Below are 26,280 nucleotides of genomic sequence, written 5' to 3'. Positions count from 1 at the left end.
CCGGTCCGGTGCCGGTTTACGTCTTGCAGCGGATACGCGGCGGCGCCTCAGCCGGCCGCGTGATCCAGCTCACGAGCACGGTCAGCAGCAGTCCACAAGGAACACCGAACACGCCCGCAGAAATCGGCTCGATCCCGAACCAGAGTCCGTCGGGCAACAGCCCATCGGGCAAGACCCGCATCATAGGCAAGTGCGACAATAGTGACAACATGTAGTACACCGTAACACCCAGCCCGCCCAACATGCCCGCCACCGCCCCTTGCCGGGTGGTGCCGCGCCAGAAGATGCCCAACACCATCACCGGCACGAAGGCCGATGCCGCCAGCGAAAACGAGGCCGACACCATGGTCAGTATCGCCGAGGGTTTGAGCGCCGCGACGAAGGCCGCCGTCAAGGCCACCAGCAGCAGCGTGAACTTGGTCAGGATCACCCGCTGCTCGGGCGAGGCCTGCCGCTGCTGGCCCTGAAAATACAGGTCCCGCACCAGCGCATTGCTGATGGTCAGCAGCAGGCCGTCGGCCGTGGACAGCGCCGCCGCCAAGCCGCCGGCCGCCACCATGCCCGACACCACATAGGGCAGACCGCCCAGTTCCGGGGTGGCCAGCATGATCAAGTCGGTGCCGAGCCGGATTTCGCCCAACTGGATCAGCCCATCGCGATTGACATCTTGCACCGACAGCAAGGAACTGTCCATCCGCGCCCATTGCGCGATCCAGTTCGGCAGCGTCGCGAAGCTGCTGCCCACCAGGTTTTGCATGACCTCGAACTTGACCAGCACGGCCAGGGCCGGGGCGCTCAGGTACAGCAGCGCAATGAAGAACAGCGACCAGCCCACGGATGCGCGTGCCGCCGCCACCGAGGGCACGGTGTAGTAGCGGGTGAGCAGATGCGGCAAGCCCGCCGTGCCCACCATCAGGCAGAACATCAGCGCCAGAAAGTTGCGCCGCGCCAGTTCGTAGTCGCGCTGCTCCTGCGGCGTGCCATCGGGGTCGCCCGGATAGGCCTGGCTGTGCGCCGGCAGGCCGCCCAACGGGCGCGCGCGCTCGTAGTTTTCCTGCATCTCGCGGCTCCAGCGCGCGCGTGCCGCGTCAGCGTCGCGGGGCAGCGCCGCCAGTTCGCGGTTGGCCGCGATGATCAGGCCCACATCTGCGTTCTGGGCGCGCAGCGCGCGGATGCGCTGATGCAGCTTTTCGCGCTCGAGCGCCAGCGCGGCCGGCACGTCCTGCAGCCGCTGCCGGTGATCCTCGGCGCGCTGCAGATAGGTTTGCACCACTTGGTGCTCGGCCGCAGAGTCCATCAGCTGCGCCTCCAGGCCGGCAATCTTGCTGATCTGCTGGCCATAGACCAGAAACGCCAGCGGGTTGCCCAATTGCTTGTAGGCGAGCCACGATACCGGGATCATGAACGCCAGCAATAGCACCACGTATTGCGCCACCTGCGTCCAGGTGATCGCGCGCATGCCGCCGAGAAACGAGCACAGCAGCACGCCCCCGAGGCCGAGCATGATCCCGATCTCGAATTGCACTCCGGTCAGGCGCGAGGCGATCAGCCCGACGCCATGGATTTGCGCGACCACATAGGTGAAGGAGCACAGCACGGCCGCCAGCGCGGCGATGATGCGGGGCCAGCGCCCGCCGAAGCGCACCGCAAAGAAGTCGGGCACGGTGTACAGCCCCATGGCCCGCAACTGCGGCGCGATGAGCATCGCCACCAGGCAAAAGCCGCCGGTCCAGCCGAGCAGATAGGCCAGCCCGCCCGCATGTCCCGGCGTGCCCGAAAAGCCCTGCAGGTACAGCGCCCCGGACAGGCTGATGAAGGAGGCGGCGCTCATCCAGTCGGCGGCGGTGGCCATGCCGTTGTACATCGGCGGAATGCGCCGCCCGGCGACGTAGTAGTCCTGCGGGTCGGTCGTGCGGCCATACACGCCGATGGCGGCGTAGACCATCACCGTGACGAACAGGAAGATCGGGCCGATCCAGTGGCGCGACAGGCCCTGGCGCTCGGCCCAGACCATCAGCGCCAGAAAGCCCAGCACCCCGGCCACATACAGCGCCAGGATGCGGTGCAGCCGCCACAGGTAGGCGCGGTCGCCCGCCACGCTACCGGAGCCGTGCTCACCAGCCATGGGGGTGATCGGCGTTGCCGGGCGCTGGCTCCGGCATCTGGCGCCGATGGTCCTGGCGCTGCTGATCCTGGCGCTCGAAGCGGTTCATGGCCCAAGCGTAAACCACGACGATGGCGATGAACACCAGCACCGCGCCCTGGGCGACGATCCAGTAGCCCAGCGGCCAGACACCGAGCACCAGGGTCTGCAAATCCCGGGCGAAGTAGCTGGCGCCAAACGACACCAGCGCCCACAGCAGCAGCAATCCGGCCTTGAGCCAGAGATGGCGCACATCGTGCAGTTCGGGCGGGAACGGGCTTGCCATGGGTCTGTCGGGCTGGTCTGCGGGCGGGGGCAGCATCATCGGGGGTTGCCTGAGCGGGCCAGTGGCGGGGCTTGGGCCAGTGCTTAGCTTGCCCGTGGCTGCGCGCGGCTTGCAAGCTGGTGCCAGGTGGCGATCACGCTGTCCGGGTTGAGCGAGATCGACGAGATGCCCTCGTCGGCCAGCCACTGCGCAAAGTCCGGGTGGTCACTGGGGCCTTGGCCGCAAATGCCGATGTACTTGCCCTGCGCCAGGCAGGCCTGGATGACTTGGTGGATCAGCGCTTGCACGGCCGGGTCGCGCTCGTCGAAGTCCTGCGCCAGCAGTTCCAGGCCCGAGTCGCGGTCCAGGCCCAGCGTGAGCTGGGTCAGGTCGTTCGAGCCGATGGAAAAGCCGTCGAAGAACGCCAAAAACCGCTCGGCCAGGATGGCGTTGCTCGGCACTTCGCACATCATGATCAGTTTGAGCCCGTCCTGCCCGCGCTGCAGGCCGTGGCTGGCCAGCAAAGAGGTGACGCGCTCGGCCTGCGCCAGCGTGCGCACAAAGGGCACCATCAGTTGCACATTGCTCAGGCCCATGTCGTTGCGCACGCGCTTGAGCGCCTCGCATTCCATCGCAAAGGCGGCGCCGAAGTCCTCGCTGAGGTAGCGCGCCGCGCCGCGAAAGCCGAGCATCGGGTTTTCTTCCTCGGGCTCGTAGCGGCTGCCGCCGATGAGCTTGCGGTACTCGTTGCTCTTGAAGTCCGACAGGCGCACGATCACCGGCTTGGGATAAAACGCCGCCGCAATCGTGGCCACGCCTTCGGCGACCTTGTCGACGTAGAACGCGCGCGGGCTGGCATGGCCACGGGCCACGGATTCGACGGCTTGCTTGAGGTCGGCGTCGATCAGCGGGTAGTCCAAAATGGCCTTCGGGTGCACGCCGATGTTGTTGTTGATGATGAACTCCAGGCGCGCCAGGCCCACGCCGTCGTTGGGCAACTGGGCAAAGTCGAACGCCAGTTGGGGGTTGCCGACGTTCATCATGATCTTGGTCGCCACGGCCGGCATCGCGCCACGCGGCACCTCGGTCACTTCGGTGTCGAGCAGGCCGTCGTAGATGCGGCCGGTGTCGCCCTCGGCGCAACTGACGGTGACCAGCATGCCGTCTTTCAGGCGCCCGGTCGCGTCGCCGCAGCCGACCACGGCGGGGATGCCCAGTTCACGCGCAATGATCGCCGCGTGGCAGGTGCGCCCGCCCCGGTTGGTGACGATGGCGCTGGCGCGCTGCATTACAGGCTCCCAGTTCGGGTCGGTCATGTCGGTCACCAGCACATCGCCGGGCTGGACCTGGCCGATGTCGGCAATGCTGTGCACCAGGCGCACCGGGCCGGTGCCGATCTTCTGGCCAATCGCGCGGCCTTCGGCCAGCACGGCGCCCCGGCCCTTGAGCTGGTAGCGCAGTTCGGCCTGGCCCTTGGCCTGGCTTTTGACGGTCTCGGGCCTGGCCTGAAGGATGTACAGCAGGCCGTCGCTGCCGTCCTTGCCCCATTCGATGTCCATCGCGCGGCCATAGTGCTGCTCGATCACCAGCGCGTAGTGCGCCAGTTGCCCGACCTCGGCGTCGGTCAGCGAATAACGGTTGCGCTGCTCGGCGGGCACCTCCACGGTCCGGACCCGCTGGCCGCCCCGGGTCTGCTCTTGGGCATACACCATCTGCACCAGTTTGCTGCCCAGGTTGCGCCGGATCAGCGCCTGCTTGCCGGCGCGCAGCATGGGCTTGTGCACGTAGAACTCGTCGGGGTTCACGGCGCCCTGCACCACCGTCTCGCCCAGGCCGTAGCTGCTGGTGATGAACACCACGTCGGAAAAGCCGGATTCGGTGTCGATCGTGAACATCACGCCGGCCGCGCCCAGGTCGGAGCGCACCATGCGCTGCACACCGGCCGACAGGGCCACGCCGGCATGTGCAAAGCCCTTGTGCACGCGGTAGGAGATGGCGCGGTCGTTGTACAGCGAAGCAAACACCTGCTTCATCCTGTGCATGACTTCGTCCAGGCCGAGCACATTCAGAAAGCTCTCCTGCTGGCCGGCAAATGAGGCATCGGGCAGGTCCTCGGCGGTGGCGGACGAGCGCACGGCAAACGATGCGCCGGGGTTGCCGGCGCTGAGCCGGGCAAATTCGCTGGCCAGCGCCTGCCGCAGTTCGTCCGGGAAGGGCTGGGCTTGCACCAGCGCGCGAATCTCGGCCCCCGCAGCCGCAAGGGCGCGCATGTCCTCGGTGTCGAGGCGGCTGAGCCTGGCATCGATGCGCTCGGCCAGCGCGCCGTGCTTGAGGAATTCGCGAAACGCATGGGCCGTGGTGGCAAAGCCCGTCGGCACACGCACGCCCTGCGGTAGCTGCGAGATCATCTCGCCGAGGCTGGCGTTTTTCCCGCCCACGGCCTCGACATCGGTCATTCTCAGGTTTTCAAACGGTACGACCAGGGCGGTCGGGCTGAAAAGTGCAGACATGGAAAAACTCCAGAAGTTGAAACCGGGTCTGCGCGCCGCCCCCTGGCACACCGGGGGCGGGCGGCCATGCACGGGCTGCGGCTTTGTCGTTGTGCTGGTGTGGCGCAGTGCATGGTGAGAATGCGGGGGTGCATGGCGAGAATGCGGGGCAGGGATAATTCGTGCCGATTGTAGGCTCCGCCATCGGCGGCCGGCGCCGGGCCGGGGCATCGGCCAAGGCTTTGAACCCAAGGAATTGCATGCACTCGCGCACCGTATTTTTCGTCTCCGACGGCACCGGCATCACCGCCGAGACCTTCGGCAACGCCATCCTCGCCCAGTTCGAGATGAAACCGCGCCATGTGCGCCTGCCCTTCGTCGACACCGTGGACAAGGCCCACCAGGCCGTGCGGCAGATCAACCACTGCGGCGAAGTGGAAGGCAAAAAGCCCATCGTCTTTACCACGCTGGTGAACATGGAAGTGCTCAAGACCCTGCAAGACGGCTGCCAAGGCATGCTGCTGGACATGTTCGGCACCTTCGTGCACCCGCTGGAGCAGGAACTGGGCATCAAGTCGCACCACCGTGTGGGCCGTTTCAGCGACGCCAGCCACAGCAAGGAATACAGCGACCGCATCGCGGCCATCAACTTCAGCCTGGCGCATGACGATGGCCAGAGCCACCACGACCTGGCCGGCGCCGACGTGATCCTGGTCGGCGTCAGCCGCAGCGGCAAGACCCCGACCAGCCTGTACCTGGCGATGCAATGCGGCCTGAAGACCGCCAACTACCCGCTGATTCCGGAGGACTTCGAGCGCCGCCAACTGCCGCCGGCGCTGGAGCCGCACCGCAAGAAGATCTTCGGCCTGACGATCCAGGCCGAGCGGCTGGCGGAAATCCGCAACGAGCGCCGCCCGAACTCCCGCTATGCCAGCCTGGACAACTGCCGCGCAGAAATCGCCGGGGCCGAGGCCATGATGCGCCGATCGAGCATCCGCTGGCTGTCGACCACCACCAAATCGATCGAAGAAATCGCCACCACCATCTTGCAGGAGCTTCGGCCCGAGCGGCTGGTGTACTGAAGGCCGAAAAGCCCGCGCTATCCGGGCGTGCGACTGCGCAGGCGCCCGGCGCGCCGATGCCCTATGTCCCGGACCATGTCCAGGCTCAATTCGGTCATCGATCCAATGCACCCGTCGGCCAGCGCGAGCAACTCGTCGGTCAGCGCAAACTCGGGGCCGGGCGCGGCAATGATGCCCATGCCGGCGGCGTGCAGCGAGCGGATGCCGTTGCCTGAATCTTCCACGCCCAGCGCGTGCTGCGGTGCAACGCCGATTTTCCTGAGCACGTCCAGGTAAATGTCGGGCGCGGGCTTGCCCTGCGCCACATCGTCGCCGTAGGTGGCGGCCAGGAACACCCGGTCCAGGCCCGTCACCCGCATCACATGGGCCGCGATGTCGTTCGGCGAGCCCGAGGCCAGCGCCACCTTGTAGCGCGTCGCAACGCGCTGCACTGCGGCAATCGCACCCTCGCGCTCGGGCAGCCTGGCCTGGTACTTGCTCAGCAGGCGCGCCTTGATTTCGCGCGCGATGGCGGCCTCGTCCATTCCCAGTCTGGCGCGCAGTTGCAGGCGCTGCACCATGATGCGCGACCACATCGCGGTGTTGCAGCCCATCGTCGATTCCTGGTCTGCGGCGCTCCAGCACATGCCGTTTTCGGCGCAAAACTCGGTGCGCACCTGGCGCCAGATGACTTCGGAGTCGATCAGGACGCCGTCCATGTCGAAGACGACGGCTTCCATTTCAATGGCAGGCATGGGGTTCCTTCCGGTGGACGAGGCTGGCTCGGCAGCACGCCGGCAGCATCACGCCGACAGTTGGCGCTGCAGCGAGCGCGCCATCGATTGCAGGATCAAAAAGCAGGAGCTCGCGCCCGCGTCGAGCACGCCGATCGAGCGCGCTCCGAGCCGGGCCGAGCGGCCTACGCGCGCCTGTAGCGCGCGCGTGGATTCCTTGCCGGCTTCGGCCGCGTCGCGCATGGCATCGAGCGCTTGCGCGAAGTCCCGGCCTTCTTCGAGCGCCTGGCGGTAGGCGGCGCAGGCCGGCACCAGCGTGTCGATCAGCGTCTTGTCGCCCGGCTGCGCGTTGCCCATGGCCTGCACGTTCGCCACTGCGGCGGCCAGCGCCTGGCCGAACAGGGCGGCGTCGAGCTGCGCATGGTGCTCCAGCGTGCTGACGAAGCCCATGAAAAAGCGGCCGTACAGCGGGCCCATGGAGCCGCCGATGTCGTCCATCAGCGCCTGCGACAACTGCTCCAGCGCCTTGGGCAATTGCAGCGCCTCGGCCTCGCCCAACCGGTCGAGCCGCTCGCCGCACCCGGCAAAGCCCTTGCTCATGTTGATGCCGTGGTCGCCATCGCCGATCAACCCGTCGATCTCGCTCAGGTACTGGCGATGGGCGCAGATGGTATCTATCAGTTCGCGCACCAGAGCGCCGCAGCGGGCCATGTCCAGCGCCGGCCCCTGCACGCTGCGGGCGGTGCCGGGCTGGGGCCTGGCGGCTGGCCCGGTGGCCGCCGCCAGGCCCGCCTGCTGCCGCATGGCGGCGCCCGCCACCGGCAAGCCTGCCGGCGGGTGCGGCGCCAAGGCGGCCGATGGCTGCGGCGCGAAACCTGCCGATGGGTACGGTGCCGAACCTGATGGGCGCAGGGCGAGACCCACCGATTGGCACGCAGCGCCAAGGCAAGCCTGCAATTCATCGTCGAGCTTCATCAACGTCAGCGTCACGCCCATCATCTCCAGCGACGTGAAAAGGTTGCCGACCCTGTTGAACGCGACCGTGATGCCGGCGGCCTGCAGGCGCCGGGTGACTTCAGCATAGAGGATGTATTGCTCCATCAGCGGCGTGGCGCCCAGCCCCGAGACCAGCACCGCCACGCGGTCGCCGGCGCCAAAGGGCAGGTCGGGCAGCACCATGTCGAGCATCTGCTGCGCCATCTGCGCCGCGCTGGCCGTGGCGCACACGGCGACGCCGGGTTCCCCGTGGTGGCCGATGCCCATTTCCATGCTGCCGGCTTCGATCGTGAAGTTGGCCTTGCCCACCGCCGGGATGACGCAGGCCGACAGGCCGATGCCGACGCTGCGCGTGTGCTCGATGGCCTTGCGCGCGACGGCGATCACCTCGGCCAGCGAGCCGCCCTGCGCCGCCTTGGCCGCCCCCACCTTCCACATCAGTATCTCGCCGGCCACGCCACGGCGGCGGCCTTCGTCGCCCCGGGGGGCGGAGGCCACATCGTCGTTGGCAACCACGGTCTGCACCGTGATGCCCTCGCGTTCGGCCATCCGGGTGGCCAACTGCACGTTCATGTTGTCGCCGGCGTAATTGCCGTACAGGCAGGCCACGCCGGCGCCGCCGTCGGCCGCGCGTATCGCGTCCATGAAACTGCGAGCGGTGGGGGAGGAAAAAATCTCGCCGATGGCCACCGCGTCCAACAGGCCATCGCCCAGATAGCCCAGGAACGCAGGCTCATGCCCGGAGCCGCCGCCGGTGACCACGCCCACCTTGCCGGCCTGCGGCGCCGCGCGGCGCCGGAGCACGCGCGGGTTGTCGGTGGCGACCACCGTGTCGGCATGGGCGAGCAACCACCCGGCCAGCATGTCTTCGACCACATGGTCGGGGTTGTTGATGACACGATTCAACGGCACGGCAGGTCTCCTATGGGTTGTCTGTTGGTTGTCTGTTTCATTTGTTCAAAGTTTGGTTGAATGTAATGGCTTGTCGATCGGCTGCCAAGCGGCCAATGCCTGAAAATGCCCGGCCTGAGCGCGCTGAAAGAGCGGTGCCGGCCTGAAGATCGTTGATTTCATGGGGATTTTTCCGGCACATGGTGGGCTGGCGCTGCTCCCATGGGTTTTCCCCAGGTTGACGCATTCGCTCACCAGTCGCGTAATTGCTCACACAAAGAGCGAATTTCGACCCCGATTTCCGACCCCGACCCCGATTCCGATGCCTGCCTCCCCCGCCGCCCCGCTGTTGCTCCACGCCCAGGGCATCGCCAAGAGCTTCAACGGCGTTGCGGCCCTGCGCGACGGGCGTCTGGCGTTGCGGGCCGGTTCGGTGCATGCGCTGTGCGGCGGCAACGGCGCGGGCAAGTCGACCTTTTTGAACATCCTGATGGGCTTGCTGCGCCGCGACGCGGGCACGCTGCAGGTGGACGGCGTTGCGGTCGATTTCGCCAGCCCGGCCGAGGCGCTGGCGGCCAGGATTTCCATCATCACGCAGGAGCTTTCGCCGATTCCGGGCATGACCGTGGCCGAGAACATCTTTCTCGGCCGCGAGCCGCGCAAGGCCGGCGTCATGATCGACTACAAGCGGCTGTTCGCCGTGGCCGGCGCGCTGTTGCAGCGGCTGCGCTTTGGCATCGATCCGCGCGCGCCGATGCACCGGCTGAGCCTGGCGCAGACCCAATTGGTGGAGATCGCCAAAGCCTTCAGCCATGCCAGCCGCGTGCTGATCATGGACGAGCCTACCTCGGCCATTGGCGAGCAGGAGGCGCAAACGCTGTTCCAGGCCATCCGTGGGGTCACGGCCCAGGGCGCGGGCGTGATCTATGTCTCGCACCGGCTGTCGGAGATTTTCGCCATCGCCGACAGCTACACGGTGCTGCGCGACGGCGACTTCGTCGAAACCGGCAGGCTGGCCGACATCGACCGGCGCCACCTCGTGCGCCAGATCGTCGGGCGCGAGTTGCACGCCAGCGCGCACCAGCCAACGGGCAGCAGCGCGCCGGCGCTGCTCTCGGTCCAGGGCCTGGGCCGCGCCGGCGAGTTCGACGACATCAGTTTGCAGGTCGCGCCCGGCGAAGTGCTCGGCATTTACGGGCTGATGGGTTCGGGTCGCAGCGAGTTTCTGCACTGCGTCTACGGCATCACCGCGCCCGACAGCGGTTCGGTTCGGCTCGAGGGCCGGATCCTGCCGGCCGGCCGGCCGCACCAGGCCATCCGCCGGGGCCTGGCGCTGGTGACCGAGGACCGCAAGGCCACCGGCCTGGTGCTGACCGCGTCGGTGGCCGACAACGTGAGCCTGGCGGCATTGCCGGCGCTGACCCGCGCCGGCGTGGTGCGGCGCGGCCGCGAGCGCGCGCTGGTGGCCCGCATGGTGGAGCGCCTGCGCATCAAACTGGCGACGCCGCGCATGGCCGTCTCGGGCCTGTCGGGGGGCAACCAGCAAAAGGTGGTGCTGGCGCGCTGCCTGGCGACCGATCCGCTGTGCCTGCTGTGCGACGAGCCTACGCGCGGCATCGATGAAGGCGCCAAACGCGAGGTCTATGCGCTGATCGGGCAGTTCACCGCCCAGGGTGGCGCGGCGATCGTGGTCTCGTCCGAAGCGCCCGAACTGCTGACCCTGAGCGACCGCATCGCCATCTTCAATAAAGGCCGGCTGGCACAAGTCGTTGCGGTCGCAGACGCCACGCAAGAACAATTGCTGCACCTGGCATCCTGAGATGCCTACGCCCCACCATGTCCATGTCCACGCCGCCCACCTCGCCGCCGGCCACGCCACTGGCTGCATCACAGGCCACGCAGGCGCCGGCGGTCAGCGCCAGGCCAGCGCGCCGCTGGCGCCATCTGCTGGCCGACTACGGCATCTTCATCGCCTTTGCCGTGCTGTGCGTGGTTCTTGGCATCGCGCAAGAGAGCTTCCTGACCTGGGGCAACTGGGTCAACGTGCTGCGCCAGACCTCGATCAACGCCATCCTCGCGATCGGCATGACCTGCGTCATCCTGACCCGGGGCATAGACCTGTCGGTAGGCTCGCTGCTGGCGTTCTCGGGGCTGGTGGCGGCCAGCTTCGTCAGCGGCGACAACGTCAGCCTGGCGCTGGCGCTGGCTGGCGGACTGGGCGCCGGGCTGCTGCTCGGCATGCTCAACGGCGCGCTGGTGGCAAGGCTGTCGGTGCAGCCCTTCGTGGTCACGCTGGGCATGTTGAGCGTGGCCCGCGGCCTGACCTTCATCTACAACGACGGCATGCCGATCGCGGGCCTGGCGCCATCGTTTCGCTTCATCGGCCAGGGCATGATCGGCGGTCTGCCGGTGCCGGTGCTGATTCTGGCCGCCACCTTCGGGCTGTTCTGGTTCGTGCTCAAGTACACGGCCTTTGGCCGCTACATCTACGCCGTTGGCGGCAACGAGAAAAGCGCGCGCACCAGCGGCATCCGCACCAAGTGGGTGATCTTCTGGGTGTATGCGATCTCGGGCCTGCTGTCGGCGCTGGCCGGGATCATTCTGGCTGCGCGCACCACGTCGGCGCTGCCGCAGGCCGGCGTGGCCTACGAGCTGGACGCGATCGCCGCCGTCGTCATCGGCGGCACCAGTCTGAGCGGCGGCGTCGGCACGCTCAGCGGCACGCTGGTCGGGGCCTTGATCATCGGCGTCATCAACAACGGCTTGGATCTGCTGGGCGTGTCTTCGTACTACCAGCAGGTCATCAAGGGCGTGATCATCGTGGTGGCCGTGCTGCTCGATGTGTCGCGCAAGCAGCAGGGCTGAGACCCGGCATTGCCCCGGCACTGTCCCGGCATTGCCCCGTCAGTGTCCCGGCAAGGCCCCCGGCAATACCCCCCCCGAAAAACCATCCCCCAACCCAAGGAGCACGAGTTGAAAACCATCATCCGACTGGCCGCGCTGGCGCTGGCGCTGTCCCTGTCCGCCACCGGGCCTGCGCTGGCCCAGCAGGCCAAGAAAACCTGGAAGGTCGGCGCTGCGGTGTACGGCCTGAAGGCCGAATTCGCGCAGCTATGGGTGAATGCGCTGAAAAAGCACCCGCTGGTCAAGGACGGCACCGTCAAGCTCACGGTGTTCGACGGCAAGTACGACGCGCTGACGCAGAACAACCAGTTCGAGACCATGATCACGCAAAAGTACGACGGCATCCTGTTCGTGCCGATCGACCTGCAGGCCGGCGCCGATGCGGTGTCCAAGGCGGCCGAGGCGAACATCCCGGTGGTCGGCTCCAACGGCCGCGTCAACAGCGACAAACTGCTGTCGTATGTCGGCTCGAACGACGTGATCGCCGGCGCCATGCAGGCGCAGGCGGTCGTCGATGCGATGGGCGGCAAGGGCAACGTGGTGATCCTCGAAGGCCCGATCGGGCAGTCGGGGCAGGTCGAGCGGCGCCAGGGCAACCTGAGCGTGCTGGCCAAATACCCGAACGTGAAGGTGCTGGAAATGAAAACCGCGAACTGGTCGCGCGCCGAGGCGCTGTCGCTGACCGAGAACTGGCTCACCGCGCATGCCGGCAAGATCAACGGCATCATCGGCCAAAACGACGAGATGGCGCTCGGCGCAATCGAGGCGGTCAAGGCCAAGGGGCTGGACCCCAAGACCATTCCGACCGCCGGCATCGACGGCGTCAGTGATGCAGTGCGCGCGGTCAAGGCCGGCATCATGGCCAGCGTGCTGCAAGACGCCAGCGCGCAGTCCCAGGGGGCGCTCGACGTGCTGCTGCGCAAGCTGATCGGCGCCAGCTACAAGCCGCGCTCGGCCATGTGGGCGCAGTACGGCGCGGCCGGCCTGCAATGGGACGACGGCGCGGCCCGGGCCTACAACATCCCGTGGACCCCGATCACGCTGCAAAACGCCGACGCGCTGCTGGCGCAACGCAAATGACGGCAAATAACGGCAAATAACGGCCCAACGGAGGCGACGCACATGCATTTCGAACAGGCATTCAAGCTCGACGGCCAAACCGCCGTCATCACCGGCGCCGCCGCAGGCATCGGCCTGGCGGTGGCCGAACTCTTTGCGCGCCAAGGCGCCACGCTGGTGCTGCTCGACCGCGACGCGACGGTGCAGCAGGTGGCGCAGCGCCTGTCGTCCGGGGCCGGCGCGCAGTCTGTCGGCCTGGTCTGCGACGTGACCTGCTCCGACGCGATCGAGGCGGCCGTGGCGCAGGCCGTCGCGGTCAGCGGCCGCCTGGACATCCTGGTCAACAACGCCGGCGTGGGCCTGCTCGCGCCGGCGCTGGAAGCGACCGAGGCCGACTGGGACAAGACCATGGCCATCAACCTCAAGGCGCCTTTCCTGCTCGCGCGTGCCGCAGCCCGCGTGATGCAACGCCAAGGCCGTGGCCGCATCGTCAACCTGGCCTCGCAGGCCAGCGTGGTGGCGCTGGAGCGCCATGCGGCCTATTGCGCCAGCAAGGCCGCGCTGGTGGCCATGGGCCAGGTGCTGGCCATCGAATGGGCGCCCTACGGCATCACCGTCAACGCCGTCTCGCCGACCGTGGTCGAGACCGCGCTGGGCAAGCAGGCCTGGTCCGGCGCGGTGGGCGAGGCGATGAAGAAAAAAATCCCCGTCGGCCGCTTCGCGCAGCCCGATGAAATTGCCGCCGCCATTTTGTACCTGGTCAGCGGCCACGCCGGCATGGTCACCGGCGCCAACCTGCTGATCGACGGCGGCTACACCGTGCAATGAAAACCCCCATGAAAATCGCCATCGGCTGCGACGAGGCCGCCAACGCCATGAAAGACTGCCTGAAGGCCGCATTGCTGGCCCAGGGCCACCAGGTGACGGACTTCGGCACCCATGACCACCAGCCGGTGCTGTACCCGGACATCGGCATCGCGGTGGCGCAGGCCATCGCGCGCGGCCAGGCCGAGCGCGGCCTGCTGCTGTGCGGCACCGGCATCGGCATGGCGATTGCAGCGAACAAGGTGCCGGGCATCCGCGCCGCGCAGGCGCACGACACCTACAGCGCCGAGCGCGCCGCGCTCAGCAACGACGCGCACATCATCACCATCGGCGCGCGCGTGATCGGCATCGAACTGGCCAAGAGCATCGTGCAGACCTTCCTGGCCGCGCAGTATGTTGCCGGGCCGCGCTCGCAACCCAAGCTCGACGCGCTGGCAGCGCATGAGCAGCGGCTGCGGCAGGCCGGAGACAGCGGCTGACCCCCCGGCACGGCCCCCGCCGGGGCCGGCACGACCTGTGTGACCGCGCCATGCGGCGTATATGACGACCGATGCCACCCGTTCCCGCAGCGCCGCCCCGAGCATGTCGACCGAGGAGTTGACGCGCCTGGCCACGCTCTACTTCATCGACGGGCAAACCCAGGACGAGTTGTCGCGCCGCCTGGGCATCAGCCGCGCGACCGTGGGCCGCATGATCAAGCGGGCACAGGACCTGGGCATCGTCGAGATCCGCGTCAGGCACCACCCGACGCTCACGGTCGACCTGGAGCGCGAACTGATCGACCACTTCGGCATCAGCCGCGCGCTGCTGTCGGTAGACCACGCCAACCCCGACAAATGCCGCGCATTGCTGGCCGGCCTGGTGGCGACCTGGCTGGACCGCAACCTCAGCGACGGCGCCATCGTCGCAGTGGGCATGGGGCGCAACGTCAGCGCGGTCAGCGAGCACGCGATGAGCGCCACGCGCCGCGCGGCCACCTTCGTCTGCGCCATCGGCGGCAGCTACCGGGGCGGCGAGACCATGAACCCCGACCATATCTGCCGCCGGCTGGCCGCGCGCTTCGGCGGTGAAAGCCAGACCCTGTACGCGCCGGCCATGATCGACGACGCGGCGGTGCGCAGCGCGCTGCTGGAAAACGACACCGTGCGCCAGAGCCTGGACAAGGCGCGCCGGGCCGATGTGGCGCTGGTCGGCATCGGCGACATGAGCGAAGACAGCAACATGGTGCGCATGGGCTGGTTCAGCGCGCAGGAAATCAGCCAGGCCAAGCGCGCCGGCACCGTCGGCGACATGATGGGCTACGACTTCATCGACATCCACGGCCAGCCGGCAAAAACACCGATACAGGACCGCGTGATCGGCCTGAGCGCCAACGACCTGCGCCGCATCCCGAACGTGATCGCGATCGCCGCCGAATCGAGCAAGGTCACGGCCATGCTCGGCGCGCTGCGCACCGGCACCATCGACACGCTGGCGACCACCGCCAGCAACGCCATCGCCGTGCTGCACCTGAACGACGCGACCACGCAGCGCGGGGGCTGATGCGCGCAGCGCGGGGGCTTGAACAGGTATGCCCGCGTGCAACGAAAATTCTTGCCCCTGCCCGAGAGTTGTAGTAACGTTTCTACCCCATTCGGACATGCGAGGCGCGCCATGACCATCACTACCCTATCCAGCCGCGAGTTCAACCAGGGGGCGAGCGAGGCGAAACGGGCCACAGACCGGGGGCCGGTGTTCATCACGGACCGGGGCAAACCCGCCCATGTGCTGTTGAGCTTTGCCGACTATCAGCAACTCACGAAGCAGCGGCGCAATATCGCCGACGCGCTGGCCATGCCGGGCAGCGCCACCATCGGGTTTGGGCCACCGCGTGCAGCCATCCAAAGCCGTCCGGTCGATTTCTCATGATGTACGTGCTCGACACCAACGTAGTGTCCGAACTACGCAAGGTGCGGCTTGGCAAGGCGGATGCGGGCGTGACGGCATGGGCGCAAAGCGTCGATGCCGCCGACCTCTTTGTGTCGGCCATCACCATCATGGAATTGGCGCTTGGCGTTTCGTCGATCGAGCGCAAGGACGCGACCCAGGGCGCCATGCTGCGCTCGTGGCTGGAGCAGCAGGTGCTGCCCGAATTTTCCGACCGCACCCTGCCTGTCGATACCGCCGTGGCACGGCGCTGCGCCCGGCTGCATGTGCCCGACAAGCGCGGCGAGCGCGATGCACTCATCGCGGCAACGGCCCTTGTGCATGGCATGACGGTGGTCACCCGCAATGTGGGCGATTTCAGATTCACAGGCGTGATCGTCCTCAACCCCTGGAATGGCTGATTTCATTTCCAAATCGTTCGTGCACGCGAAGCGCAGACAGTACGAATGTATGGCAAGCGACGCCGGCAAATTGCACGGACGATTCAGGAATGGAATGGGCACAGCACTGATTTCGGCTTGGCGTGCTTTGAATTCCGTTTTCTGACGCGATCCCGGGCTGGTCTTTTCTTGGCAGCTTCGGGGGAGCAATGGAACAAAATGGAACAGCCCATCGACTTATGGTGTCCTCCAAGTTACTGACTGCCGAGTCATCTTGGCAAACCGTTTTCCGTTTTGGCCCCCGCAAGGCAGCACACGTTCGTCCATACCTGCGCAAAGCTACGCTCAGGCCATTGGCTGCTGGACAGATCACTGCCAGCATATGCGAGACGGTATGGGCCGATCGAGCGTGCAATACGTGGGCACAGGCGATCGGGCGCTGGCCTCCTGGCAATCGCCAACGAACGAACGGCTGCAACGCAGGCGCGGCGCCGTCATCGCCCGCCGGATCTGCCGGCGCAACGCGATGGGGTTCATCCCGCGCGGCGCGTTGCGCCGGACTTTCCAGCGGGTTGACATGCATCAGCCATTGGCGCCTGCGCAACCCTCAGTGCCCTCAGTACCAAAAGCCATTGGACTCGGCCTGCGGCTGCGCCTGCCCGACGATGGACAGCGGCATCTTCGCTGCGGCGCCAAAGGCGGTGATGCTGCCATTGGCCAGTCCGTCGGCATCGTACTGGCCGCCGTCCTCGATCTGAAAGTCCAGCCGCGTGCGCCCGCCTTCGCTGGCCACCTTGCCGCCGTAGGGTTCGCTGGCCAGGTTCACCCAGGTGCCGGTGCCGTCCTTGGCCCAGAAGCCGTTGACGCCAAGCGCCGTGTCTACGTACAGGCTGAAGCTCTCGGTGCTGCGGCCTTCGGTCAGGCCGACCTTGAATTGCGTCAGGCCGAGCGGCGTCTCCATGCCCTTGGGCTGACTGGCGGGGGGTTCGTTGAACGCCATTTCGCTGATGCGCGCGTTGCTGTCGGGGATCAGTTTGCCGTCCCGGCTGCCGGCCACCAGGGTCTGGTCGCGGGTTGAAGCGATGGCGATCTGCTGGCTGTCCTGGACATCGTCGCCGTTGCCGTCGCCGTCCCGGCCGGCCGAACCATCGGGGCGCAGCAGACCGGGGGCCAGTTCCTCCTGGACGTTGAGCACACTGTCGTGGTCGGAGTCCCGCGTCGACGCATCGTCGTCAAAGTACTTGGGTGATTTACGACGGTCGGGGTTCGTTCTGTTCGTGCCCGTACCCGTGCCCGTGCCCGTACCCGTACCCGTACCCGTGCCAGTCTCCGTGCCCGTGCCCGTACCCGTCTCCGTCCCAGTACCCGTGCCCGTACCAGTCCCTGTCCCCGTGCCAGTTCCCGTCCCCGTTTCCGCCGGAGCCGGGCTGAGGTTGGTCACCGGTCTGGCTGCGAAACTGGCCGCGTCGTGGCCGCTGCCGGCCTCCTGCACCGCTTGCAGGTCGTCGCCGGTGCTGGGGTCGTTGTAGGCGACGGTCACCGGCTGGTCCCGGAACACGGCGTTGGCCAGCGTCAGCGTGACGGTCTTGGACGCTACATCCACGACCACGCCGGTGACAGCGTTGCGCACGCCACCGACCAGCACCACAAAGGCATCGTTGGGCGCGTTATGTGCCTGCTCCGGGTCCAGCGTGGTTTCATCGCTGTAGCGCAATACCAATTGCCTGCCGTTCACCGTGGCGTCGTTGACGGCAAAGACCTTGGTGTCGATGACGATGGAGTTGTTGAATGACACGGCACCCGTGCTGATGTTGCCGACGCGATCTCCGATGCCGTCCAGATTTATTCTGATCGAGCTGCTGGTGCGCGACAGGTTGGCCGTGGGGGTGAAGGTGGCTGTCCAGATGCGGCTGTTGGAGCCGGCAACCGGCGTCGGGTCGCTCACAGAACCGTTGGGGATTTGAAAGGTGCCTTGGGTGACGTTACTGACGCTCTCGTTGAAGGTGAGGGTGACGGTGGCGGTTTCGCCAGCGGTGAGGCGCTGTTTGTCAAACATGGCGCTGGTGAGATAGGCCTCCTGGGTGTCGATCTCGTAGTTGCCGCTGGTGTGGTTGCCCGTTGCGGCGTGCCCTGTGGCGTCACGGATGGTATCGAGGTTGCGCAGGCTGATGGTGTTGGTGGCATCCTCGATGCCCGCAGCGGCCGTCGGCTGAGCTGTTCAGCGCTCCTATCCGGTTGCTGCCATAGGGCGTGACATTGGCGTTGCTGAAATCGATGTTGTCTACCGTGAAGCCGGTGACTGCCTCGTCGAAGGTGATGGTGACGGTGACCTGGCGGTTGTTTTTCGTGACGGGGTTGGGTGTAACGACAATGGTGGAATCGGGCGGCTTGGTGTCGATGTTGTAGGTGACGAGGTGGATTGCGTCGCCGAACGCGCCCGCGTTGCCCGCGATATCGCTGAGGCCGGACATGTTGACCCCGATCTGCAGGCCCTTCGCGTCGGTGTTTGGCGCCAGGTTCACCGGGGCCCTCAGATCGACCCGCCAGGTCATGCCGTTGTCGGTGGTGCGCAGGTTCTCCAGCGTGCCCCTGCCCGGCGCTATCGTCAGGTCATCCGTTGTGAAGGTGGTCTGATTTATCCGCTCGTGGAAGGCAAAGGTGATGGTGGTTACTTGGTTGGCGCTGGTTAAGTTGGGGTTATCGATCGTGGGGGTGCCCACGAGAGTGGGCCGCTTGGTGTCAATGTCGAAGGTGTCGCTGAGCACCTCCTTGGCCTCATAACGGCGCCCGTTGCTGTCAGTAAAGGCGGTGGTGACTTTGTAGCGGATTCGGTTGCCGGTGACCTCTGTTTCCCGGTCGGGGATGAAGGTGGCACACCACTGGCCTTCACTGCGCGTGTACCGCCAATCGTCCCTGATGTGGCCATTGGCCTGATATCTCTCTACCCCCACAGCGTTTTCGCGCTTGTCATCGACGGAAATGTCGAATGTGAAGCGGATTTCCATTGTTTCGCCGATTGTCAGCGTGCGGTCGTCAATCAGTCTGATGCGGTCAGTCAAGGCCATGGTGCCCTCTTTCGTCAGGAGTCAGGATGAGGAGATCGATCGGGTTCCGGTCATGCGCCGTGGTCGGCACCACGGCGCAAGCGTGTCGGTGCTGTCCCTTTTCTGCCCGGTTGCAATGCAACGGCTTTGACCATCAGGAACGGCCAAAGATTAGCGAAAACGAATTCCAAAATACAGCAATTTGGATCACATGTTACATCAATTTGATCTCCATCGACCCAGGGGAAAAAACACCCCCCGCCCGGCCCGCACCGGCCCGGCAGCAGACCGGCCAGCGCAGGCCACTGCCAGCGGCAGTTACCCGATCTGCCAGCGGCAGCGCCCGGTCTGCCAGCACCCGATCCGTTCGACCCTGACCTCTGAGCAGAAGCCGCCGGGCCAACGCGCCAGCAACGACGCAGCAGCAGCCCGGCCCAGCGCACCGCTGAACGGATCAGATGACAAAAGCCAAAACCGGACGCCCAAAACCGGACGCGGTAGCGCCCGCAAGCAAGCCGGCGCCGTCTGCGGGCATGGCCGGGTCACCTGCGGCGAGGCCGTGGCGCCGACCGGAACGGGCCGCAGCACGCTCTTGGCCTCTTGGCCTCTTGGCCTCTTGGCTTCTTGGCTTCTTGGCATTTGCGTGCGCCGGTCCGCGCGGCACGCGGAAACCGGCAGGGCAGCGGCCTAGGTGGGGAGGTGGTGTGCGCTGCGCGGACGGGCTTGCGCACGCGGGTTCGGGTTCAGGCTTGGGCGCCGGCATCCGGTGGCGGGGGCTTGGCCCGATGCAGGGTCAGCGCGGCTGCGCCTGGCGAAATTGCCCGGCTTCCCGGTGGGCCTGGGCTTGCTCGTCTGGCAGGCAGACCGGCGCGCCGGACAGCGGCAGGCGCTGCAACACATCGGCCAGGCAGGTGAGCATCTCGCACGCGGCTTCGGACGGCTCGTCGCGCAGCAGAACGCCGCGCCCGGGCACGGCGATCGATGGAATATGCAACGGCATGGGCCGATCGAGCGTGCAATGGCGGCGGCACAGGCGATTGGGCGCCAATGTCGCATCGCCGGTCAGATGTCGTAGCCTGCGCGCAGCCATCGGAGCACAGCGCGAGGCGCAGCACGCGGCCCATACCGAGCGTATTGGCAAGCGATGCAACGCCGCGCTGCGCTTCGATGGCCAGCGCAGACCGACAGATGATCGGTGGCGCGACACTGGCTTGGCAGCGCCAACGATCGAACGGCGGCAACGCAGGCGCGGTGCCGCCGTCATCGCCCGTCGGGTCTGCCAGCGCAACGCGATCGGGCCTATCCCCGCGCAGCGCATTGCGCCGGACTTTCCAGGCGGGTTGCCGCGCATCGGCATTGGGCGCCTGCGCAACCCGCAGAACCCTCATTCCATTCCTGAATCATCCGTGCACTTGTGCACTTTGTCGGCGCCGCTTGCCGTGCATTCGTACTGTCTGCGCTCCGCCTTCGCGCTCACGAATGATTTGGCAACGGAATCAGAACCAAAGCGAATCGCCCTGGGGCGCCGTCTGCCCGATGATGGACAGCGGCATCTTCGCCACGGCGCCGGGCGCGCTGATGCTGCCGTTGACCTGGCCGTCGGCATCGTACTGGCCGCCGTCCTGGATCTGAAAGTCCAGCCGCGTGCGCCCGCCTTCGCTGCTCACCTTGCCGCCGTAGGGTTCGCTGGCCAGGTTCACCCAGGTGCCGGCGCTGTTCTTGACCCAGTAGCCGTTGGCGCCGAGCGCCGAATCTACGTACAGGCTGAAGCTCTCGGTGCTGCGGCCTTCGGCCAGCGATACCTTGAATGAGGTCAGGCCGAGCGGCATCTCCATGCCCTTGGGCAGCTTGGTCGGGGCATCGCTGCGCACCAGTTCGGTAATGCGCGCGTTGCTGCCGGGGATCAGCTTGCCGTCCTGGCTGCCGGCCACCAGGGTCTGGTCGCGGGTCGAAGCGACGGCGATCTGCTGGCTGTCTTTGATGCCGTCGCCGTTGCCGTCGCCAGCCATGCCGGCCGAGCCATCAGAGCGCAGCAGGCCGGGGGCCAGGTCCTCCTGGGCGTTGGACAGGCCGTCGCTGTCGAAGTCCGACGTATTCGACGCGCCGCTGTTGCGACCGGAGTCCGACGTATTCGTCGTGGCGCCTTTGCTGCTGGACTCCGTCTCGGGCGGAGGCTCGGGTGGAGGCTCGCCGAGGAGGTTGACCACCGGCATGGCCGCGAAACTGGCCGCGTCTTTGCCGCTGGTGCTGCCGGTGCCGGCTTCCTGCACCGCTTGCTGGTCGTTGCCGGTGCTGGGGTCGTTGTAGGCGACGGTCACCCGCTGGCCCCCGCGCACGGCGTTGACCAGCGTCAGCGTGATGGTCTTGGCCGCTGCATCCACGGCCACGCCGGCGACATCGTTGCGCACACCATCGACCATCACCACAAAGGCATCGTTGGGCGCGTTATGTGCCTGGTCCGGGTCCAGCGTGGTTTCATCGCTGTAGCGCAAGATCAACTGCTTGTCCTCCACCGTGGCTTTGTTGATGACAAAGGCTGCGGTGTCGACGATGTAGCTGCGGGCTGCGCTCAGACCACTGGCGGCGTTGCCGCGGCTATCTGTGATGCCGTCCAACTTCAGCCGAAGTTGGCTGCGGGTGTTGGACAGGTTGACCGTGGGCGTGAAGGTGGCTCTCCAGATTCTGCCGTCGGTTGCGTCCTGCGTCAGGTTGCTCAGAGTGCCGTTGGCGTCGGCGAGTATGACGGAACCGCTCGTGGCGCTGGTATTGAAGCCGGTGACAATCTCGCTAAAGGTGATGGTGACGGTGGCGGTTTCGCCAGCGGTGAGGCGCTCTTTGTCGATTTCGATCGTGACACTGGGTGCTGTTGTGTCGGTAGTCGTGCTGGCAGGCATGGTGTTTTCCTTTCGTCAGGATGAGGGGATTGATGGGGTTCCGGTCATCCGCCGTGGTCGGCACCACAGCGCAAGCGTGTCGGTGATGTCCCTTTTCTGCTCGGCAGCGGCGTGACATCTTTGACAACTGGAAATGTCCAAAGTGTAGATGTTACGTAGTCCGTAAGACTATTTTCTGTGTCACCAATTTGTATCAATTTGATATCCAACCATTAGGAAAACTACCACCATTCGTCAGAAATCCGGTCAGCGCAGACCACTGCCAACGGCAGTGCCCGATCTGCCAGCGGCAGCGCCCGATCCGTTCGACCCTGACCCTTCGAGCAAAAGCCGCCGGGCCAACGTGCCAGCAACGACGCAGCAGCAGCCCGGCCAAGCAGCGCAGCGCTGAACGGATCAGATGGCAAAGGCCAAAACCGGACGCCCAAAACCGGGCGCGGCAGCGCCGGCAAGCAAGCCGGCGCCGCCCGCAGGCATGGCCGGACCACCCCCGGCGAGGCCGTGGCGCCGCCCGGAGCGGGCCGCTACACGCTCTGGGCATTTGCGCGCACTGCTCCGGCGCGGCACGCGGAAACCGGCCTCGGCGGCGGCCGGGGGATGTGCCATGCGCTGCGCCGATGGGCTTGCGCAGGCGGGTTCGGGCACCCCGGCATCCGGCGGGCGGGGGGCTTGGCCCGATGCAGGATCAGCGCGCCTGCGCCTGGCGAAATTGCTCGGCTTCCCAGTGGGCCAGGGCCTGGGCTTCCTCGTCCGGCAGGTAGACCGGCGCGCCGGACGGCGGCAGGCGCTGCAACACATCGGCCAGGCAGGTGAGCATTTCGCACGCGGCTTCGGACAGGTCGTCGCGCAGCAGAACGCCGCGCCCGGGCACGGCGATCAGCGGTGCCGGCCCCGCGCTGCGGCGTTGCGCGCGCAGCCAGTCGCTCAGCGCCGGCCCGCCACGCGCCAGCGCAGCGGGGGCGACGCTCATCTGGTGCCCGAGGAACACCACATGGTCGGGATAGAGCACGCCGCGCACGGCGCGCTCCAGGTTCACGGGGTCGGTCGCCACCGCATGGCCGCGCGCGTTGCCGGGCAGCCGCCAGCCGGTGGCTGCGGCATCGAGCGCCAGGCCGGCGCCATCGGCAGCGGGCGCGGCGCGCACGGGCCGGCGCAGGCGGCTTGCGACCTCGGCCAGTCGTTGCTCGGCGTGCAGCACCGAAGCGCCGCCCACCACCAGGCCGTGGTTGCCCAGCAGCAGCACATCGATCGACGGCGGCGCATCCACCGACCGCTGCGCCGGCAGCCCATCCACTGGCGGCGGCACGGGCAGCCCATCCTCCGGCGGCTGTGCCGACGACGCATCCATCGGCGGCTGCGCCAGCCGTTGCGCCACCGCGCGCGTGAGCGGCAGTCCGGGCCGGTGGTAGTCGACCCAACCCCAGCGGATGCCGTCCAACAGCGCGGCCAGCGCGGTCTGCGCGCCGGGTTGCACGGCCCAGGCGATGGCATCGACCGAATGCACATGCAGCACCACCCGGTGCGGCATCAGCGCATGCAGCGTGGTTTCTATCGAGGGGCGCAGGCCGGCGGCGGTTTGCGCGTGCAATAGCGCCGGCCCCACCGGGTCGGCTGCGCCGGCGGCCACCAGCGCGCGCACCCGCGACAGCGACACCGGCACGAACATCGGCCGCTGCAGCGCATCGCGCAGCCACAGCCCGGAGGCTTTGACCCACAGGCAGTCTTGCTCCTTGATGGAGCTGTTGCCGCCTGCTGCCTGTATCAGCAGCGGATCGCTGCCCAGGCGCTGCGAGGCTTGGGCCAGCCGCCGGACGGCCGGCGGGTCTGTCAGGAATCGCATGGCTAGTTGTCTGTAATGATTGAATAAGGAGTAATCCTCCGAGTGGGGTCGAAGTACTTCCACTGCACGGACTTGGCTTGCTCGTTGTACTTGCGGATGTAGCGCATGGGCTTTCTCTTGAGATCGGGTACCGAGGTGAATACGCCGCGAGCGATCACGTCGCGCTCGATCTTGGCGAACCACAGCTCAACCTGGTTGGGCCATGACACGATCATGTGCGAAATGTCGCCACCAAGTTCGGCAGCGAGCTTGCGCGTGGACCAGTGCGTGGAACCATCGGCGGGCTTGTGCTTGGTCGTGCGCGCCAGCACACGCGCCTCAAGGCGGTCGGTGACCTTGTAGCGCTGGCGACCGGCAGGCGAGAAAACAAGCCTGCCAAACGGTCTGCGGCAAAGCGCTTGCTCCAGAGAGCAATGTAGCTGTCATTGCAATCGAGCTTGGCCCTGATGGCGCTCCAGGTCAGTCCCTCGGCAAGCAGCAAGATCAGACGCGCACGACGCGCCAAATCCGCTCGAACGGCCCTTCCATTGGCTTGCTGGCGCAGTTCCATGATTTCGGCTTCGGTCAAGTTCATCGTGTCCTCCAAGGAGGTAATTTACTATCTATTTAAACGTTATGATCCACTAGTGTCGCGTCACCGATCAGATGTCGTAGGCTGCGCGCAGCCATCGGAGCGCAGCGCAAGGCGCATCGCGCAGCCCATACCGAGCTGTATTGGCAAGCGATGCAACGCCGCGATGCGCTTCGATGGCCAGCGCAGACCGACAGATGATCGGTGACGCGACACTAGCACCCTTCGCAGGACTTGATCGTTCGGGATGTCGGAAAACAGGAGTTGCCCGCTGTCGGGAAGCCACAGCGGGCCTTCCAGCCAGCGGCCGCCTTCATACAGGCACTCCAGTTCGGCGTTCGGCAAGACCAGTCGGTGGAAGCGCGCGTCCAGAGCTGAATAGAGGAAGGACATGCTCAACTCCAGCGAGGCAGCAAAGCGAACTCGGCGACCAGCGTTTCGCCCGGCGCCAAACTGGCGCCGCCCAGGTCCGCTGCAGAATGCTCGGCGCGCAGGTTGACCCAATCGGTGCACTGACTGACCGGCTCTGCGCAGAAGTGGTCCGCACGCGACGGGCTGTACAGCACGAAAAAGTCCAAGGGGGCCTGCGCTCGCATCACCAGCGACCGCGCTGGCCCGTTCGCATCGTCACTCCATTCGATGTACGCCTCGCGGCCCCAGCCGGTGAAGTTGTTGTCCAGCACGAGATCCGCCACGGCAGTGCCACCTGCCAAGCGGGCAACTGCCTCATGGGTTGACAATGCGACCGGCAGGACGTCCTGGTCGCCTTCCCACATCGCTCTGGTGCGCACTGTGATGCGGGTCCGGTCGTCGCGCGGAAAGTAAGGGTGATGCCCGATGCCGGCCGGCATAGGCACGGTGTCCCGGTTTGTCACTGCCATCGACACCGTCAGCGCGTTGGTGGAGAGATTGAAAGTCTGCGACGCACTGAACGACCACGGCCATTGGGCATCGGCTTCGACTGCCAATTGCAAGGTCGCCTGCGTGTTCGAAGCCGCAGCCGTGCGCCAGGGGCGCTGCCAACCGATGCCGTGCAGTGGATGCGGCGAATCACTGCCCGGATGGTTCGGGCGCATGCGGATCTCCCGACCGGCGAACATCGCCGAGCCATTGCGGATGCGATTGCAAAATGGCACCAGCGGGAAGCTGCCCATGCCCAGCGGCTCTCCGCTCAGCATGCTCTGCACTGTGGCCGGACGCAGCCAGTGCGTCCGGCGAAGCGCACCCGCCTCGCGCCATTCGCGGCTGAAGTGCGCAATGGAGCCGCCCACCGTCGGACTCAGGCCCAGGCGCAGTTCGCCGGCCGTCAGTTCAATGAAGTCTTGCGCCACGGTGCGCCGTTGGTTCAGTATGCGAACGTGCGGTAGCTTTCGCTTTCCTGGCGCAGGTTCGCCTCATCCACGATCGGGTTGTTGCGCAGCAATTGTTTACCAATCGGCGACAGCATGTTCCACGCCTCGCGCGGCACGCGGATGTGCACCTCTGGACGATGCAGCCAGCGGCGGCTGTAGCCCAGTACCACCATCGGTCGTGGTGTCTCGGTGCGATTGGGCGTGCCGCGGTGGATGGCGCGCACGTCGCGGATCATCACATCGCCCAGCGCCATCTTCAGCGAATGCACTGGCAGCGAACCGTCATTCAACCCTGCCATCACTTCCGTCTTGTTCATCCGGTGTGTTCCGAAGGTGGTTTCGAACGGACCGTTGTCGTCGGTGACATCGCACAAGGGAAAGTTGACCGCCAACTGGAACGAGGGCGTGTCGTTGTCATTGAGTTCCGGGAACAGCGGTGGCGTATCGGAATGCCAGAGCTGGTAGTCGGATCCTTTGAGTGGCGTGTCGGTTGCCAGTTGGCACAGCACCGGCTCCGGACCGGCCACGCGCTCGATGATGGACAGGATGTCGCGGTCCTCGTAAATCTCAGGGTCGGCAAACGGCGGGACAAATGGCAAGGTGACGTAGTAGCGCTCTGCGCCTCGGTTGGGCTTGCCGCGTTCGGCCTCGATGCCCGCGTCCAGCAGAGGCTGGAAGGCTTCCCGCCAACGCTGAAGCTTGTCTCGCGGGATATGGTTGCGCAGGATGACGAGGCTGTCGCGATTGAAATCGCGCGCAAAGGCGTCGTGTTGGGCAGAAGTATAGCGCATGCGAACTCCGAATTGATATTAGCTCAGACCCTCAACTTTATGATTCATATTTCTTGTGCACCATCGGGTTATTACCTAGATGGATGCATCGGCAGCATGAATAATGGCGTCGTGA

The 26,280-nt window shown here is 66.3% G+C and carries 23 protein-coding genes and 2 pseudogenes; 9 read left to right on the top strand and 16 right to left on the bottom strand.

What is annotated here, in order from left to right:
- Positions 1 to 16: 16 nt before the first annotated feature.
- From VEIS_RS10040 to ppsA, 3 genes are read right to left on the bottom strand one after another with little or no spacing between them, the layout of a single operon-like run.
- Positions 17 to 2,125, bottom strand: coding sequence for a VC_2705 family sodium/solute symporter (locus VEIS_RS10040; protein WP_011809808.1), 2,109 nt, complete (start codon positions 2,123 to 2,125; stop codon positions 17 to 19).
- Entirely contained in the window at positions 2,115 to 2,468 is a 354-nt protein-coding gene (locus VEIS_RS10035; RefSeq protein WP_011809807.1) for a DUF4212 domain-containing protein, read from the bottom strand. The genes VEIS_RS10040 and VEIS_RS10035 overlap by 11 nt, the downstream gene beginning before the upstream one ends.
- Before the next feature lie 44 nt (positions 2,469 to 2,512).
- On the bottom strand, positions 2,513 to 4,918 hold the full coding sequence (ppsA, locus tag VEIS_RS10030) for a phosphoenolpyruvate synthase (RefSeq protein ID WP_011809806.1): 2,406 nt from the start codon (positions 4,916 to 4,918) through the stop codon (positions 2,513 to 2,515).
- Positions 4,919 to 5,157: 239 nt separating this feature from the next.
- Between ppsA and ppsR the strand changes: the two genes are divergently transcribed.
- Entirely contained in the window at positions 5,158 to 5,979 is an 822-nt protein-coding gene (ppsR, locus tag VEIS_RS10025) for a posphoenolpyruvate synthetase regulatory kinase/phosphorylase PpsR (protein WP_011809805.1), read from the top strand.
- 17 nt (positions 5,980 to 5,996) lie between these two features.
- Here ppsR and VEIS_RS10020 read toward each other — a convergent pair whose 3' ends face one another.
- The 3 genes from VEIS_RS10020 to VEIS_RS29690 are packed head-to-tail and all read right to left on the bottom strand — an operon-like array spanning position 5,997 to position 8,853.
- Entirely contained in the window at positions 5,997 to 6,713 is a 717-nt protein-coding gene (locus VEIS_RS10020) for an HAD family hydrolase (RefSeq protein ID WP_011809804.1), read from the bottom strand.
- A 48-nt stretch (positions 6,714 to 6,761) separates the two neighbouring features.
- Entirely contained in the window at positions 6,762 to 8,600 is a 1,839-nt protein-coding gene (dhaL, locus tag VEIS_RS10015; RefSeq protein ID WP_011809803.1) for a dihydroxyacetone kinase subunit DhaL, read from the bottom strand.
- A 37-nt stretch (positions 8,601 to 8,637) separates the two neighbouring features.
- Positions 8,638 to 8,853, bottom strand: coding sequence for a hypothetical protein (locus tag VEIS_RS29690; protein ID WP_198137978.1), 216 nt, complete (start codon positions 8,851 to 8,853; stop codon positions 8,638 to 8,640).
- A gap of 48 nt (positions 8,854 to 8,901) precedes the next feature.
- On the opposite strand from VEIS_RS29690, the gene VEIS_RS10010 reads away from it, so the two are divergent.
- The 8 genes from VEIS_RS10010 (at position 8,902) to VEIS_RS09975 (ending at position 15,694) form a co-directional block, all read left to right on the top strand.
- A complete protein-coding gene (locus VEIS_RS10010) occupies positions 8,902 to 10,398 on the top strand; it encodes a sugar ABC transporter ATP-binding protein (RefSeq protein WP_041949947.1) in 1,497 nt (498 codons plus the stop codon).
- Positions 10,399 to 10,415: 17 nt separating this feature from the next.
- A complete protein-coding gene (locus tag VEIS_RS10005) occupies positions 10,416 to 11,444 on the top strand; it encodes an ABC transporter permease (RefSeq protein ID WP_011809801.1) in 1,029 nt (342 codons plus the stop codon).
- Between the two features lie 108 nt (positions 11,445 to 11,552).
- Positions 11,553 to 12,563 carry a substrate-binding domain-containing protein gene (locus VEIS_RS10000; protein ID WP_041949946.1) on the top strand — a complete coding sequence of 337 codons (1,011 nt, stop codon included), beginning with the start codon at positions 11,553 to 11,555 and terminating at the stop codon, positions 12,561 to 12,563.
- A 42-nt stretch (positions 12,564 to 12,605) separates the two neighbouring features.
- Positions 12,606 to 13,370, top strand: a complete 765-nt coding sequence (locus VEIS_RS09995; protein WP_011809799.1) for an SDR family oxidoreductase — start codon at positions 12,606 to 12,608, stop codon at positions 13,368 to 13,370.
- A gap of 8 nt (positions 13,371 to 13,378) precedes the next feature.
- Positions 13,379 to 13,846 (top strand): RpiB/LacA/LacB family sugar-phosphate isomerase, encoded by a 468-nt coding sequence (locus VEIS_RS09990; RefSeq protein WP_041950723.1) that lies wholly within the window; start codon positions 13,379 to 13,381, stop codon positions 13,844 to 13,846.
- Positions 13,847 to 13,949: 103 nt separating this feature from the next.
- Entirely contained in the window at positions 13,950 to 14,909 is a 960-nt protein-coding gene (locus VEIS_RS09985) for a sugar-binding transcriptional regulator (RefSeq protein ID WP_041950722.1), read from the top strand.
- A gap of 111 nt (positions 14,910 to 15,020) precedes the next feature.
- Positions 15,021 to 15,275 carry a type II toxin-antitoxin system Phd/YefM family antitoxin gene (locus VEIS_RS09980; RefSeq protein WP_011809796.1) on the top strand — a complete coding sequence of 85 codons (255 nt, stop codon included), beginning with the start codon at positions 15,021 to 15,023 and terminating at the stop codon, positions 15,273 to 15,275.
- Entirely contained in the window at positions 15,272 to 15,694 is a 423-nt protein-coding gene (locus VEIS_RS09975; protein ID WP_011809795.1) for a type II toxin-antitoxin system VapC family toxin, read from the top strand. The genes VEIS_RS09980 and VEIS_RS09975 overlap by 4 nt, the downstream gene beginning before the upstream one ends.
- Before the next feature lie 595 nt (positions 15,695 to 16,289).
- On the opposite strand, the pseudogene VEIS_RS31800 reads toward VEIS_RS09975, so the two are convergent.
- From VEIS_RS31800 to VEIS_RS09930, 10 genes and pseudogenes are all read right to left on the bottom strand, one after another.
- A pseudogene (locus VEIS_RS31800) lies at positions 16,290 to 17,891 on the bottom strand (SwmB domain-containing protein); the annotation flags it as partial.
- Positions 17,812 to 18,678, bottom strand: coding sequence for an Ig-like domain-containing protein (locus VEIS_RS29685; RefSeq protein ID WP_232287932.1), 867 nt, complete (start codon positions 18,676 to 18,678; stop codon positions 17,812 to 17,814). The gene VEIS_RS29685 and the pseudogene VEIS_RS31800, both read right to left, overlap by 80 nt.
- A gap of 832 nt (positions 18,679 to 19,510) precedes the next feature.
- Complete coding sequence (locus VEIS_RS30445) at positions 19,511 to 20,068, bottom strand: hypothetical protein (protein WP_232287892.1); 558 nt, start codon at positions 20,066 to 20,068, stop codon at positions 19,511 to 19,513.
- 145 nt (positions 20,069 to 20,213) lie between these two features.
- Positions 20,214 to 21,590 (bottom strand): annotated as a pseudogene (locus VEIS_RS09955) (SwmB domain-containing protein); the annotation flags it as partial.
- Between the two features lie 706 nt (positions 21,591 to 22,296).
- Positions 22,297 to 23,451, bottom strand: a complete 1,155-nt coding sequence (locus VEIS_RS09950) for a class II aldolase/adducin family protein (protein WP_011809788.1) — start codon at positions 23,449 to 23,451, stop codon at positions 22,297 to 22,299.
- 2 nt (positions 23,452 to 23,453) lie between these two features.
- Positions 23,454 to 23,762 carry a hypothetical protein gene (locus VEIS_RS30440; RefSeq protein ID WP_232287995.1) on the bottom strand — a complete coding sequence of 103 codons (309 nt, stop codon included), beginning with the start codon at positions 23,760 to 23,762 and terminating at the stop codon, positions 23,454 to 23,456.
- Entirely contained in the window at positions 23,663 to 24,001 is a 339-nt protein-coding gene (locus VEIS_RS30435) for a helix-turn-helix domain-containing protein (protein ID WP_232287931.1), read from the bottom strand. The genes VEIS_RS30440 and VEIS_RS30435 overlap by 100 nt, the downstream gene beginning before the upstream one ends.
- 84 nt (positions 24,002 to 24,085) lie before the next feature.
- The gene (locus tag VEIS_RS28510; RefSeq protein ID WP_011809787.1) at positions 24,086 to 24,415 is read right to left on the bottom strand and encodes a hypothetical protein; all 330 of its coding nucleotides are present in this window, start codon (positions 24,413 to 24,415) and stop codon (positions 24,086 to 24,088) included.
- 2 nt (positions 24,416 to 24,417) lie between these two features.
- On the bottom strand, positions 24,418 to 25,353 hold the full coding sequence (locus tag VEIS_RS09935) for an aldose 1-epimerase (protein WP_011809786.1): 936 nt from the start codon (positions 25,351 to 25,353) through the stop codon (positions 24,418 to 24,420).
- Between the two features lie 14 nt (positions 25,354 to 25,367).
- Positions 25,368 to 26,165 (bottom strand): phytanoyl-CoA dioxygenase family protein, encoded by a 798-nt coding sequence (locus tag VEIS_RS09930; RefSeq protein WP_041949944.1) that lies wholly within the window; start codon positions 26,163 to 26,165, stop codon positions 25,368 to 25,370.
- Positions 26,166 to 26,280: the final 115 nt, after the last annotated feature.

It is taken from the genome of Verminephrobacter eiseniae EF01-2, assembly GCF_000015565.1.
GTDB lineage: Bacteria > Pseudomonadota > Gammaproteobacteria > Burkholderiales > Burkholderiaceae_C > Acidovorax > Acidovorax eiseniae.
This window is presented reverse-complemented; position numbering and strand designations above follow the sequence as displayed.

Coding starts and splice junctions, on each gene's coding strand:
- VEIS_RS10040 (WP_011809808.1), bottom strand. CDS start 2,125: ATGGCTGGTGAGCACGGCTCCGGTAGCGTGGCGGGCGACCGCGCCTAC.
- VEIS_RS10035 (WP_011809807.1), bottom strand. CDS start 2,468: ATGATGCTGCCCCCGCCCGCAGACCAGCCCGACAGACCCATGGCAAGC.
- ppsA (WP_011809806.1), bottom strand. CDS start 4,918: ATGTCTGCACTTTTCAGCCCGACCGCCCTGGTCGTACCGTTTGAAAAC.
- ppsR (WP_011809805.1), top strand. CDS start 5,158: ATGCACTCGCGCACCGTATTTTTCGTCTCCGACGGCACCGGCATCACC.
- VEIS_RS10020 (WP_011809804.1), bottom strand. CDS start 6,713: ATGCCTGCCATTGAAATGGAAGCCGTCGTCTTCGACATGGACGGCGTC.
- VEIS_RS10010 (WP_041949947.1), top strand. CDS start 8,902: ATGCCTGCCTCCCCCGCCGCCCCGCTGTTGCTCCACGCCCAGGGCATC.
- VEIS_RS10005 (WP_011809801.1), top strand. CDS start 10,416: ATGTCCATGTCCACGCCGCCCACCTCGCCGCCGGCCACGCCACTGGCT.
- VEIS_RS09995 (WP_011809799.1), top strand. CDS start 12,606: ATGCATTTCGAACAGGCATTCAAGCTCGACGGCCAAACCGCCGTCATC.
- VEIS_RS09990 (WP_041950723.1), top strand. CDS start 13,379: ATGAAAATCGCCATCGGCTGCGACGAGGCCGCCAACGCCATGAAAGAC.
- VEIS_RS09985 (WP_041950722.1), top strand. CDS start 13,950: ATGTCGACCGAGGAGTTGACGCGCCTGGCCACGCTCTACTTCATCGAC.
- VEIS_RS09980 (WP_011809796.1), top strand. CDS start 15,021: ATGACCATCACTACCCTATCCAGCCGCGAGTTCAACCAGGGGGCGAGC.
- VEIS_RS09975 (WP_011809795.1), top strand. CDS start 15,272: ATGATGTACGTGCTCGACACCAACGTAGTGTCCGAACTACGCAAGGTG.
- VEIS_RS29685 (WP_232287932.1), bottom strand. CDS start 18,678: ATGGAAATCCGCTTCACATTCGACATTTCCGTCGATGACAAGCGCGAA.
- VEIS_RS30445 (WP_232287892.1), bottom strand. CDS start 20,068: ATGCGCGGCAACCCGCCTGGAAAGTCCGGCGCAATGCGCTGCGCGGGG.
- VEIS_RS09950 (WP_011809788.1), bottom strand. CDS start 23,451: ATGCGATTCCTGACAGACCCGCCGGCCGTCCGGCGGCTGGCCCAAGCC.
- VEIS_RS30435 (WP_232287931.1), bottom strand. CDS start 24,001: ATGGAACTGCGCCAGCAAGCCAATGGAAGGGCCGTTCGAGCGGATTTG.
- VEIS_RS28510 (WP_011809787.1), bottom strand. CDS start 24,415: ATGTCCTTCCTCTATTCAGCTCTGGACGCGCGCTTCCACCGACTGGTC.
- VEIS_RS09930 (WP_041949944.1), bottom strand. CDS start 26,165: ATGCGCTATACTTCTGCCCAACACGACGCCTTTGCGCGCGATTTCAAT.